The sequence below is a fragment of the Kitasatospora sp. NPDC059571 genome (assembly GCF_042735675.1).
Lineage (GTDB): Bacteria > Actinomycetota > Actinomycetes > Streptomycetales > Streptomycetaceae > Kitasatospora.
This window is the reverse complement of the sequence record NZ_JBHWBW010000031.1, coordinates 3,292-14,893: the sequence shown is the minus strand read 5'-3', so window position 1 is coordinate 14,893 and position 11,602 is coordinate 3,292. Positions and strand designations below refer to the sequence as shown.

General features: G+C 75.4%; 11 protein-coding genes. 7 read left to right on the top strand and 4 right to left on the bottom strand.

Going from position 1 to position 11,602, the window contains the following annotated elements:
* Nucleotides 1–140 precede the first annotated feature (140 nt).
* Together ACFV0G_RS06380 and ACFV0G_RS06375 are read left to right on the top strand one after the other, a co-directional pair.
* Entirely contained in the window at nt 141–1,460 is a 1,320-nt protein-coding gene (locus tag ACFV0G_RS06380; protein ID WP_380542509.1) for an acyltransferase family protein, read from the top strand.
* Nucleotides 1,461–1,844: 384 nt separating this feature from the next.
* Nucleotides 1,845–2,249, top strand: coding sequence for a transglycosylase family protein (locus ACFV0G_RS06375; RefSeq protein ID WP_380542506.1), 405 nt, complete (start codon nt 1,845–1,847; stop codon nt 2,247–2,249).
* A gap of 555 nt (nt 2,250–2,804) precedes the next feature.
* Here the strand turns inward: ACFV0G_RS06375 and ACFV0G_RS06370 are convergent.
* The 4 genes from ACFV0G_RS06370 to ACFV0G_RS06355 form a co-directional block, all read right to left on the bottom strand.
* Complete coding sequence (locus tag ACFV0G_RS06370) at nt 2,805–3,224, bottom strand: molybdopterin-binding protein (RefSeq protein WP_380542503.1); 420 nt, start codon at nt 3,222–3,224, stop codon at nt 2,805–2,807.
* 616 nt (nt 3,225–3,840) lie between these two features.
* Complete coding sequence (locus ACFV0G_RS06365) at nt 3,841–5,463, bottom strand: MFS transporter (protein WP_380542500.1); 1,623 nt, start codon at nt 5,461–5,463, stop codon at nt 3,841–3,843.
* A gap of 91 nt (nt 5,464–5,554) precedes the next feature.
* Nucleotides 5,555–5,854, bottom strand: coding sequence for an SHOCT domain-containing protein (locus ACFV0G_RS06360; RefSeq protein WP_380542497.1), 300 nt, complete (start codon nt 5,852–5,854; stop codon nt 5,555–5,557).
* A 50-nt stretch (nt 5,855–5,904) separates the two neighbouring features.
* Nucleotides 5,905–6,330: a DUF6325 family protein gene (locus tag ACFV0G_RS06355; protein ID WP_380542548.1), complete on the bottom strand. Its 426-nt coding sequence runs from the start codon at nt 6,328–6,330 to the stop codon at nt 5,905–5,907.
* 334 nt (nt 6,331–6,664) lie between these two features.
* Here ACFV0G_RS06355 and ACFV0G_RS06350 point away from each other — a divergent pair, with 334 nt between their 5' ends.
* From ACFV0G_RS06350 to ACFV0G_RS06330, 5 genes are all read left to right on the top strand, one after another.
* On the top strand, nt 6,665–7,270 hold the full coding sequence (locus ACFV0G_RS06350) for a potassium channel family protein (RefSeq protein WP_380542494.1): 606 nt from the start codon (nt 6,665–6,667) through the stop codon (nt 7,268–7,270).
* A gap of 221 nt (nt 7,271–7,491) precedes the next feature.
* Nucleotides 7,492–10,086 (top strand): LuxR C-terminal-related transcriptional regulator, encoded by a 2,595-nt coding sequence (locus ACFV0G_RS06345; protein ID WP_380542491.1) that lies wholly within the window; start codon nt 7,492–7,494, stop codon nt 10,084–10,086.
* Nucleotides 10,087–10,200: 114 nt separating this feature from the next.
* Nucleotides 10,201–10,401, top strand: coding sequence for a hypothetical protein (locus tag ACFV0G_RS06340; RefSeq protein ID WP_380542488.1), 201 nt, complete (start codon nt 10,201–10,203; stop codon nt 10,399–10,401).
* 142 nt (nt 10,402–10,543) lie between these two features.
* A complete protein-coding gene (locus ACFV0G_RS06335) occupies nt 10,544–11,149 on the top strand; it encodes an HdeD family acid-resistance protein (RefSeq protein WP_380542485.1) in 606 nt (201 codons plus the stop codon).
* Between the two features lie 27 nt (nt 11,150–11,176).
* Complete coding sequence (locus ACFV0G_RS06330; RefSeq protein ID WP_380542482.1) at nt 11,177–11,482, top strand: GNAT family N-acetyltransferase; 306 nt, start codon at nt 11,177–11,179, stop codon at nt 11,480–11,482.
* Nucleotides 11,483–11,602: the final 120 nt, after the last annotated feature.

Below are 11,602 nucleotides of genomic sequence, written 5' to 3'. Positions count from 1 at the left end.
TCTCGCGCGCGCCCCCCCGCCCCCCCGCCGCCGACGACCGACGGGAGGGACACCTCTCTATCACCCACCCGTCTTCGACTGGACCACGTCAACTGCGGTCACTGCAGCACGCCGCGGCACCGCACCCCGGCCGACCCGCGGTGACCCGGGACCGCTACCCCGACCTGCTGCGCGCGGCCGCGATCGCCCTGGTCGTGACCGGCCACTGGCTGATCACCGCACTCACCCACCAGGGCGGCGCGCTCGCGGCGCCCGAGCTGCTCGCCACCGTGCCCTGGACGCAGTGGCTCACCCTGGCGTTCCAGATCATGCCGGTCTTCTTCCTGGCCGGCGGACGGGCCGCGGGCGGGTCGCTGGCCCGCCACCGCGCCGCCGGCGGCCGGTCCGCCGGCTGGATCAGGCAGCGCGCCGTCCGGCTGCTGCTGCCCACCGCCGCCTATGCCGCGCTCGCCCTCGGCGGCCTGACGGCGGCCCGGGCCGCCGGCGCGGACCCGGCCCTGCTCGGCACCGTCGGCTGGGCGCTGGCCATGCAGTTCTGGTTCCTGCCGGTGTACCTGCTGATCACCGCCCTCACCCCGATGCTGGCCGCCGCCCACCGCCGCTGGGGCCTCGCGGTGCCGGCCGTCCTCACCGCGGCCGCCGCCGCGGTCGGCCTCACCCCGCTGCACGACCTCGCCTACCTGCTGGTCTGGGCGGTCCCGTACCAGCTGGGCCTGTGCTGGCAGGACGGCCTGCTCGACGGCCGCCGCCGGCTGCTCGCCGGGATCGCCGGCGCGGGCGCCGCGGCGTTCGCCCTGCTCGTCGGGTACGGGCCCTACCCGATCAGCCTGATCCTGGTGACCGGGGAGGCGGTCAGCAACACCGACCCGCCGTCGGCGGCCCTGCTGGCCTGGGCGGTCGCCCAGTGCGCGCTGTGCGTGCTCGCCGGGCCGGCCGCCCGGGGGGGCCGGGCCGGCGGGGGGGGCGCCCCCCGGCCCCCCCCCCCCCCCCCGCCCGGCCCGGGGAGCATGACCCTCTACCTGTGGCACATGGTGCCGGTGCTGGCCGCCGCCGCACTCCTCTACCTGCCCCGCCTCGCACCCGAGCCCTCGGTCGGGTCAGCCGCCTGGTGGGCGCTGCGCCCGGTCTGGCTGGCGGTCCTCGCCCTGCTGCTGGCCGGCCTGCTGGTACTGCTCCGCCCGCTGGAGCGCGGCCTCGGCCGACTGGCCGGCCGGCTGCGCCCGGCGGCGGGGTCCGCCGGACCGGCGGGCCCGGCGCGCCTGCTGCTCGGCCTCGCCCTCGCCGTGCCGGCACTCGCCGTCTGGGCCCGTACGGGCTTCGCGCACTCGGGAGCGCCGTCCGGGCCGACCGTGCTCGCCTTCGCGGCCGGGACGGTGCTGGTGCTGGCGCCGCCGCGGCCGGAAGCCGTCGTCACCGTGCCGCCGGCTGCCGCCGGAACCCGCCCGGCCGACCGGGTGTGACCCGGGCCACCCGCGCAGGGGTAGGAGCGGCGCGGAACACTCGCGCGCAGTCCCGGCCCGCTCACCGGGTGCCGATGATGTGGGCGGCGTCACGCGGGCGGGGCCGTGGCGGCGGTCACATCCGGGTGGGGGGCGGGCCGGTCGGCCGCTCAACCACGGGCCCCGGATGCCGTCCGTACCGCCGGTAAACGGGGTCTGACCTGCGGGGATGTCCGGATTCCTTGAAAGCCCCGGGCGGGTTGCCTACCTTCGAAACCAGTGCGGCGAGGCCCCACGGCCCCTCACCGGGCCGGACCCCCGGCCCCCGCACTCCCCGAACGCAAGGCGCCGCCGCACGGTGGTGCCCGCCCGGAACCGTCCGGGACCCTTCCCGAGAGGACCTGCATGATCTTCCGCCGCGAGACCACCACCGCCACCACCGCCACCGCGACCACCGCCGCGCCCACGCGCCGCCGGGTGCGGATGGCCGTCATGGGCGGCGCCCTCGCCGTCCTGCCGGTGGCCGGCCTCGCCGCGGCGAACACCGCCTCCGCCGCCCCCGCCACCACCTGGGACAAGGTCGCCCAGTGCGAGGCCACCGGCAACTGGGCCGCGAACACCGGCAACGGCTTCTACGGCGGCCTGCAGTTCACCTCCGGCACCTGGGGCGCCTTCGGCGGCCACGCCTACGCCGCCAACGCCCACCAGGCCACCAAGGCCCAGCAGATCGCCATCGCCGAGAAGGTCCTCGCCGCCCAGGGCCCCGGCGCCTGGCCCGTCTGCTCCGTCAAGGCCGGCCTCACCCGCTGACCCGCACGACCCCACAGCACCCGCGACGGCCCGCACCCCACCCCGGGGGCGCGGGCCGTCGCCGTGCCGCAGGACCGTCAGCCGTGGGCGCCGAGGATCGCCAGCAGCACCAGCCCGATCAACGCCAGGGTCCAGGCCCACCAGGTGTCCCGCAGCTCCATGCACAGCCTCCCCATCGAGTCGTTGGGCAGATCAGAGCACCACCCGGACCGCCCGTCAACACCCCACGCGGGCTGCGCTCGACGGGAACGCGTCAGACCCTGCGGGCCGGTGCGGGAGGACGGGAACAACCGCACGGCGCGCGGAGGGCGGAGGGTGGAGGGCGGCCTGACGGTCGGTCACCCACGGCCGGGGGGCGGGGGGTCGAACGGGCGAGAGCGGAGGCCTCGCAGAATCCAGGACAGCCGGGCATTCCACCGGGTCCGCGCAAGCGGTTCCGACAATTCCCCCGGATTCCGCAGGAGCCCGCAGAACGCATTCCAGGAAGGCATACGCAAAAGCGACCGACAGCCCTCGTCGGGCGGCCGGCCGCCCCCCTCGCGGACCGCGGGCCCATCAGGCGGTGGCGAGCGAGACCTCGGTGGACTTCACCAGGGCGACGACCTTGGAACCGGCGGCCAGCCCGAGGTCGGCGACGGCGTCCTTGGTGATGGCCGCAGTGAGTTCGCCGCCGTCGACGGAGACCTTGACGGTCGCCATCGCCGCGCCCGCGGCGACCTCGGTGACCGTGCCCGGGATCTGGTTACGGATGCTCAGACCGGATACCGGCCCGGTGGCGAGGGCGACTTCGGTGGACTTGACCATGACGCGGACGGCCGCGCCCTCGGCGAGCCCCAGCTCCTTGACCGCGTCGACGGTGATCGCCGCGGTGATCTCCTGACCGCCCGACAGGCGGGTCCGGACGGTCGCCATGGCCTCGCCGGTGGTGACCGAGGTGACGGTGCCGGGAATCTGATTGCGAATGCTCAGGCTCATGGACCAACCTCACGGAACACGGGGCAGGAATTCACCCTGCCGGGATTCGCACAGTACCCGGATTCGCACGGACCCGTACGCACCCGCCCGCATCCGCCACGGCGTTTCTGCACCGGCCCCGCAGCCGAGACATCGCCGACCTTTCGGCCCGGATTTTCCGGCCGGCGTCCCGGTGATTCCCGCGGACGGGAGACGGGCTCATTCCGAACCGCATCTGCGAGGTCCGGCGCTCGTCAGACCTGGCGAACTCCAGGCGTTCTGTGTAGTTCCCCTGACATCTGCGTCCTAGGGTGGCAACCGGGCCGCACCCCGCCGGCCCGGGGCGGTCCCGCGACCTGCCGCGACGCACCTCCCGGGAGACGCCGTGACCCCTGGCCCCGCCCACCGCTCGCGGCCGCTGCGTCTGCTGACCGGTGGCGCCGCCGTCCTGCTGGCCGCCACGGCCTGCTCGTCCGCTTCGGGCAGCTCCGGCGGGTCCTCCGGCTCCGCCGCGAACGTCACCGGAACCGTGACGGTGTTCGCGGCGGCGTCGCTGAAGGAGTCGTTCACCGCGCGCAGGCGTTCGTGGCGCTGGTCGAGTCCCCCGACGGGCAGCGGGTGCTCGCCGCCGCGGGATTCATGCCGGCCTCCTGACCCGGCCGGTGCCGCCCCTGCGGGCGGCTCCGCGCTCCGGTCGGCCGGACGGCAGGTTGCGGGTGAACAGGCAGCTGGCCAGCGTGAGTCCGCCGGCCGCGAAGACCGCCGCCTTGAGGCCGTCGATCTGTGCGTCCTGGTAGTGCGCGACGATCGCGTCCGCCTCCTGCGGCGGTACCGGGGAGTCCGCCAGTGCCTTGGCGAGGTCGTCCGCCGGAACGAACGAGATGCCCGCCTCGATCCGGATCCCGGCCTGCTGCTGGACGGCCTCGGAGATCTGCGGGTCGGCGGCGATGTTCGAGCTGAACGCGCTGGCGAGCGCGCCGATGAGGATCGCGCCGATCAGCGCGGTGCCCAGTGAGGAGCCGAGGTTCTGCGCCGTGAACTGCAGGCCGCCGGCCTCGCTGCGGTCCGCCTCGCCGACGCTCGACTGGACGATGTTGCCCAGCTGGGAGGCCAGCAGGCCGAGACCGAGGCCGAGGGCGGCCATGGCGAAGGCGAACGACACCCCGTTCAGGTGCGGCTTGATCGTGACCAGCAGCCACACCGTCGCCGCCAGCAGGACCAGCAGCCCGGCCCGGACCACCGTACGGGGCGAGGCGATCCGCAGCAGCAGGCCGCCGCTCAGCGACGCGACCAGCATCATCACCGAGACCGGCACCAGCCGCAGGCCGGTCTGGAACGCGTCCAGACCCTGCACCACCTGGAGGTAGAGCGGGATCACGAAGAACAGCCCGAGCAGGATGGCGTTCTGGTTGAACAGCGTGATCAGCCCGGAGCGCAGCGCGGGGATGCCGAAGAGACCGAGCCGCACCAATGGGGTCCGCCCGTGCGCCTCCTGCCTCCGCTCGTGTGCGCAGAAGGCGTACAGCAGGGCGCCGCCGAGCGCGATCGCGAACAGGGTCGGGGCGAACCCCAGCACGGTGAACGGCGGGTTGCGCGGTTTGACCCACCCCCAGGTGCCGCTCTGCAGCACGGCGAGCACGACCGCGGCGAGCCCGGCCGCGGAGAGCACCGCGCCCATCACGTCCAGCCGGGTGCCGCCGTCCGGCTCGGCCTGCGGCGGGATCCACCGCATCAGCAGCAGGATCGCGACGACCAGCACGACCTCCCCGGCGAACACCAGCCGCCAGGTGAGGTAGGTCGTCACGTACCCGCCGAGCAGCGGGCCCACCGCGATCCCGGCGCCGGCGAGGCCGCCGATCACGCCGTAGGCGACGACCCGGTCCCGACCCTGGTAGACGCCGCCGACCAGGGCGGCCAGTGCGGGCAGCACGAGCGCCGCCCCGAGGCCCTCGATCACCGACCAGCCCAACGCCAGCACCCACAGGGTGGGCGCGACGGCGGTCAGGCCGGAGCCGACGCCGTAGACGGCCAGCCCGACCACGAAGGTCCGGCGCCGGCCGTACATGTCGCCGATCTTGCCGCCGGTGAGCATGAACGCCGCCATCACCAGGGTGTAGAGGGTGATGACGGCCTGGATCGCGGTGACCTCGGTGTCGAAGTCCTCGACGAGCTGACTGATGGACACGTTCATGACCGACGCGTCCAGCACCATCAGGAACTGCGCCGCGCCGAGCACGGCGAGCGGTTTCCAGCGGTTCACCGAACCTCCTGCACCGGCAGTGCCGGCGCGCTGCCCGCCCGGGCGCGCGAACACCGCCCGGGCCGAGCCGGCCGGGCGGTGCCCGCGGACGCTACCCGGCGAGGATGCGCGCCTTCTGCGCCTCGAACTCGGCGTCGGTGAGGACGCCCTGGTCCTTGAGCGCGCCGAGCTGCTGGAGCTGGGCGAGCTTGCTGTCCATGTCGCCGCCCGCCGGGGCGGCGGGTGCGGCCGGGGCCGCCGGCGGCGGCGCCGCGGCCTGGGCCGCCGCCTGCTGCTGGTAGTCCTGCTCGGCCCAGCGGCCGGCCTGGCGCCGGGACACCCGGTTGGACACGGCCGTTGCCGTTCCGGCGACCACGGCGGTACGTGCGACTCCTCGGAGAAGACCTGGCATGCTCCTGCTCCCTGCGGTGCGGATGTCCGCCCGACGGACCGGCGGACCGGTCAGACGGCATCGGTTTCGGTGGCGTCCAGCGCCTGGAGGATCTCGTTGACGGGGATGCGCCCGCTGGCCACCAGCCGGGCGCCGCCGCGGCGCCGCGCCGGGGCGGACCGGGCCGCCCCTCGGTTTGTGTTTACTATTTCTGCCGCGGGGTTTGCCGGGTGGTGGTTTGCGGCGGCCTCGCCGATGTCCTCGTCGTCGAGCAGGCCCGATCCGGCACCCTCGAAGATCGCGAGGTCGAGTTCGCCGTCGCCGGTCATGTCCGCCAGCTCGACCGCCGTGACGGACCCGTCCAGGTCCTTGCGGACGAAGGTCAGGTCGAGGATCCGGATGATGCCCCGGTCGACGAGGTCCACCAGCAGCGGCAGCCCCTCACCCGTCATGTGGTTGCCGGGGAACTCGATGACCACGTAGTCGATCGGTCCCATCTCGGCCTCGGACCGGTCGGTCTGGTCGGTCTGGTCGCTCACGTCGGCTCCTCCGGTTGTCTCGGCCGATGGCACACCCTCCCCCGACGATTGTGCTGCCGCCCCTCCGTCGCCGCAGGGCCGGCGCCGCCGACGGTGGCCGGGCCCGGCCCGTCGGGGCTCGGCAGGACCCCTGGTCCCCTCACCGTAGGCGGGCCGCCCGGGCGCGGGGATCACCTGCGCGGGGTGAGCCCGGACCCGGTCGCGGCGGGGCACGGTGGAGCTTCACAGGCACCCGGGCCCCGCCGACGGGGAAGGGACGGCGGCGGCCCGGGCCGGGAAACCGGAGGTGCAGGTGGGCGGGACACCAGGGACGAGCGGCGCCGCGGAGACCGCGCGGCGCTCCGCCAACCGCCGTGCGGACGTTCTGGTGCTGGTGCGGACGCTGTGCACGTCGACCGGTCTGGTCGTCGCGTACTACCTGATGCCGCTGGACCACCCGTTCAGCGGGGACACCGGGGCGGCACTGGCGCTCGGCCTGCTCGGCATCGTCCTGCTGCTGGTCTGGCAGACGCGGGCCATCATGCAGTCCGACCGGCCGCGGCTGCGCGCGATCGAATCACTGCTCACCACGATCCCGCTCTTCCTGCTGCTGTTCTCGACCATCTTCTACAGCCTGGAGCGGACCAACCCGCAGAGCTTCAGCGAGCCCATGACGCGCACCGACGCCCTCTACTTCACGGTGACCGTCTTCAGCACGGTCGGATTCGGCGACATCACCGCGCGCAGTGAGACGGCCCGCATCGTGACCACCTGCCAGATGATCGGCGACCTGCTGCTCCTCGGCGTGGCCGCGCGGGTCCTGGTGACCGCTGTCCAGGAGGGCCTGCGCCGGCAGGCGGCCGCGGAGGAGGAGCGGCAGGAGGGGGAGTCCGGCGGGCCGGACCCGCCCGGCCCGTAGCCGTCGCGCGACGGCGCGGTGCGGGCCACGTTTGCCTCCCGGCCGGTCAGTGGCGAGGATCAAGGTGATGAGAGGTACGCACCCCGCGTGCGCCCCACCAGGTCCCGGCGGTGATCGCCATGTCCGCAGCCCCGTCCGATCGGTCCGGTCGCCCGTCCCCGCCTGCCACGCCCCCGGGCGCGGCGGGCGGCGGCGACCCCCTGCTCACCGCGCGGGCGGCCGTGCCGCCCGTACCGGACACCTTCGTCGACCGGCCGCGCCTGGCCGACCTGCTCACCCGGGGGACCCGGCACCCGCTCGTGCTCGTGAACGGCCCCGCGGGCGCCGGCAAGACCCTGCTGGTCGCGCGGTGGATCACCGGATCGAACCTCCGCGGGCCGACCGCGTGGCTGACCGCCGAGCACGAGGACAACGCGCCGGGCGTGTTCTGGGCCTACCTGCTGGAGGCGCTCCGCCGCGGTGGCGTCGCGCTGCCCGACGACATCGCCGGACCCGTCCGGCCCGACCGGGTGGACCGCGCGATGCTCACCCGGTTGGCCGCACACCTCGGGACGCTCGACGAGCCGGTCGTCGTGGTGCTGGACGAGTTCGAGCGGATCACGGAACCCGCCGTGGCCGAGGAGTTGGACTGCCTGCTGCGGCACGCCGCCGACGGGTTGCGGCTGGTGCTGATCAGCCGCAACGAGCCGTTGCTGCCGCTGCACCGCTACCGGGCGGCCGGCGCCGTCGCCGAGATCCGGGCGTCGGAGATGGCGTTCACCGCCGACGAGACCGACCTGCTGCTGCGCCGGCACGGGCTGTCCGTGTCGGACGAGGGGGTGCGGGCGCTCACCGACCGGACGGAGGGCTGGGCCGCCGGGCTGCGGCTGTGCGCCCTGGCCGCCGGGCACACCGACGATCCGGAGACGTACCTCAAGGAGTTCGAGGCGGGCGACAACACGGTGGCCGACTTCCTGCTCGCGGAGGTCCTCGACTCGCAGCCGCCGCAGACCCAGGACCTGCTGCTGCGCGTCAGCATCCTCGACCGGGTCCACCCCGACCTCGGCGACGCGCTGACCGGGCGCCGGGACGCCGCCGCGATCCTGGACGGGCTCCGCCGGGCCAACGCATTCGTCACGCCGCTCGGCCACTCCTGGTACCGGCTGCACCCGCTCTTCGCCGAGATCCTCAGCCTCCACCTCAGGGCCCGGCTGCCGGGCGCGGCCGAGGAACTGCACCGTGCCGCGGCCTGCTGGCTGCACGGGCACGGCCGGGTCGCGGACGCCTTGCCGCACGCCGCGGCCGCGCACGAGTGGGGCCTCGCCTCGTCGTGGTTCGTGGACGACCTGGGCATCGGCCGGCTCTTCCACGGTCTGGAGTCCGACCGCTGGGCGGACCTCTTCGCGGACCTGCCGCCCGACGCCCGCGGCGCCGCAGCGGATCTCGTCCGGGCCGCCCGGCGGGTGCGCGACGGGGATCCGGACGGCGCGCTGCGCTTCCTCGACCGTGCGGAGGCCGCGGCCGGCGACGGCAGCCAGGGCGCGGCCCGCAGGCTGAGCGCCGCCGTCCTGCGGGTGCTGGCGGCCGCGGCAGCGAACCGGGTCGACCTGGCGGAGCAGGCCGAACGGACGGCCGAACAGCTGGAGGGGCTCTGCCCGCCGGACCTGCTGCGGCAGCGGCCGGAACTGGCCGCGCTGCGGCTGGCCGCCCTGGGCGCGGCCCTGCTGTGGGCGGGCCGCAGCGAGGACGCGCGGGCGGCGCTGGCCGCCGCGCTCCGGGCGGCCGAAGGACGGGCCCTGGCACCCGTCCGCCACGAGGTACTGGGACGGCTCGCCCTGATCGAGCTGTCGCGGGGCGCACCGGGCCGCGCCGAGGTGCACGCCCGCCAGGCCGCCGCCGAGGCAGAGCGCAGCGGCCTGCCGCCGGCCGCGCAGAGCGGGCTGGGACCGCTGGTGCTCGCCGAGACGGCCGTGGAGCGCGGCGACGTCGCGGCCGCGCGGGCCGGGCTCGCCCGGGCCGAGGCCGCGGCCCGCCCCGACCCGGTGTTCGCGGTCGGGCCGGCCGTCGTGCGCAGCCGGCTGGCGCTGGGCCGCGGCGGCGACCCGCGGGCGGCCCTGAGGATCCTCGCCCGGGCACGTGCCGCCTCCGGCCCGGACGGGCCGTCGCCGTGGGCCGAGGACCGGCTCGCGCTGGCGGAGTCCGTCGCCCACCTGGCCGCACGGGATCCGGGGGCGGCGCTGGCCGCGCTGGCCGCCGGCGACGGCCCGGCCCGGTCGATCGCCGTGGCGCAGGCCGAACTCGCTGGCGGCGACGCCCGGTCCGCGCTCGACACGCTGGCCGGCCTGCCGCACCTGCTGCCGCAGTCGCCGCTGTTCGCGGTCGGTGCGCTGCTGGTGCGCGCCGAGGCCGCGCAGGCCGTCGGCGACCCGGTAGCGGCGCGGCGCGCGGTCGCCGCCGCGCTCGCCGCCGCCCGGTCCGACCGGCTGCGCCGGCCGTTCGTCGAGGCGGGTCCGTGGCTGCGGCGGCTGCTGCGCGAACGGCCGGAGCTCTCGGCCGGCCACGCCTGGTTGACCGGCGGGCCGCCCGCGGGCGGGTCGTCGGCGGCGGCCCCGTCGGCCGCGGAGCCGGCCGGGCCGCTGGTGGTGGAGGCGCTGAGCGTGCGCGAGCACGACGTGCTGGAGCGGGTCGCGGAGCTGATGTCCACCGAGGAGGTCGCCGCCGACCTCCACGTCTCCGTGAACACCGTCAAGACGCACCTGAAGAACATCAACCGCAAGCTCGGTGCGACCCGTCGCGGCGAGGCCGTCCGCCGGGCCAGGGAACTGCACCTGCTGTGAGGCCGTCCGGAGGCGCCGTTCGGCGGCTCACCTCGGTGGGGTGAGCCGCCGGCGGCCCGGCCGGCGCACCATCCTGGGTGAGAGGCAGGCCCCCTCACCGCCGAGGTGCGTGTCATGCGTTACGAGATCCGGGTCGCCGGGGTGATGTCGGAGGCGACGCGACGCGAGGGATTCCCCGAACTCGAAGGGTTCGTGGTGAGTTCGCAGACCGTGCTGTTCGGGGACGTCGTCGACGACGCGCACCTGTACGGCCTGCTCGCGCGCTTCCAGTCGCTCGGACTGCGGGTCACCGAGTTCCGCCAGCTGCCCGACTGAACGGGCCCGCCGGGTCACCCGCCGCAGGTGAACCGGGGTGCGGCCGGGCGGTGCGACACTCCAGGCAGTCGGTACTCCAGGCCGGTCGGCCGGGCCCGCCGGGCCCCGCGGCCGCGCCGCCGTCACCCGAGGGAGTCAGCCCATGACCACCCCGACCACTCCGACCTCCCCGCTCACCACCGAACCGGAGGACCTGCTGGCCGCGATCGGCCGGTCCTGGCGGTGGCCGCTGGGGTTCGGCATCGTCACCGTGCTGGCCGGCATCATCATGCTCAGCTGGCCCGAGGAGACCGTGCGCGTGGTGGCGATCATCATCGGCCTGCAGTTGCTGGTGGCCGGGGTCGTCCGGTTCGTGACCGCCTTCACCCACGAGCGGTCGAGCGGCAGCCGCGCCCTGTACGTGCTGCTGTCCCTGCTGTCCGTCCTCGCCGGTGTGCTGGTGCTGCGCCACCAGCTGCAGACGATCGGCCTGCTGACGCTGATCGTCGGCGCCTACTGGCTGCTGGCCGGCATCGTCACGCTGTTCGTGGCGATCGGCGATCGTGGCCTGCCGGGCCGCGGATTCGCGATCTTCTTCGGGCTGCTCGGCGTCGTCGCCGGCGTCCTGGTGCTCGCCTACCCCGTCCAGTCCGCCATCGCGCTGGCCAGGCTGCTCGGCCTGTGGCTGATCCTGCTCGGGCTGTTCGAGGTCGGGATGGCGTTCGTGCTGCGATCCGCCGGCCGGCGCAGGATCCCGGCGGCACGCTGAGCCCGTCCGACCGCGGAGGGCAGCCCCATGGCCATCACGGTGACGGACCGCCCGCAGCTCTCCCGCTTCGAGCTCTACGACGGCGAGGACCTGGCCGGATTCAGCGAGTACCACCGCCACGCGGACGAGATCGCCTTCCTGCACACCGAGGTCGCCCCGGCCTTCGCCGGGCGCGGGCTCGGCACCCGGCTCGGCCTGGCGGCCCTGGACGCGGCGCGCGACCAGGGCCTCGCGGTGCTGCCGTACTGCCCGTTCATCCGCCATCTGATCCGCGAGCACCCCGGGTACCTGGACCTCGTCCCGGTGGCGCAGCGCGTCAAGTTCGACCTGTAGAAGCGCGGGGGGGGGCCGCCGCCCGCCCCCCCCCCCCGCGGCGGCCGCCGCCCCCGCGCCCCCCCCCCCCCCCGCGGGGGGCCCCACGCGCCCCCCCCCCGAACGACCGCCCCCCCTCCC

What these genes read in the sequence shown, in the direction of transcription:
- ACFV0G_RS06375 (WP_380542506.1), top strand. Translation starts at nt 1,845, where the DNA reads ATGATCTTCCGCCGCGAGACCACCACCGCCACCACCGCCACCGCGACC.
- ACFV0G_RS06370 (WP_380542503.1), bottom strand. Translation starts at nt 3,224, where the DNA reads ATGAGCCTGAGCATTCGCAATCAGATTCCCGGCACCGTCACCTCGGTC.
- ACFV0G_RS06360 (WP_380542497.1), bottom strand. Translation starts at nt 5,854, where the DNA reads ATGCCAGGTCTTCTCCGAGGAGTCGCACGTACCGCCGTGGTCGCCGGA.
- ACFV0G_RS06355 (WP_380542548.1), bottom strand. Translation starts at nt 6,330, where the DNA reads ATGGGACCGATCGACTACGTGGTCATCGAGTTCCCCGGCAACCACATG.
- ACFV0G_RS06340 (WP_380542488.1), top strand. Translation starts at nt 10,201, where the DNA reads ATGCGTTACGAGATCCGGGTCGCCGGGGTGATGTCGGAGGCGACGCGA.
- ACFV0G_RS06335 (WP_380542485.1), top strand. Translation starts at nt 10,544, where the DNA reads ATGACCACCCCGACCACTCCGACCTCCCCGCTCACCACCGAACCGGAG.
- ACFV0G_RS06330 (WP_380542482.1), top strand. Translation starts at nt 11,177, where the DNA reads ATGGCCATCACGGTGACGGACCGCCCGCAGCTCTCCCGCTTCGAGCTC.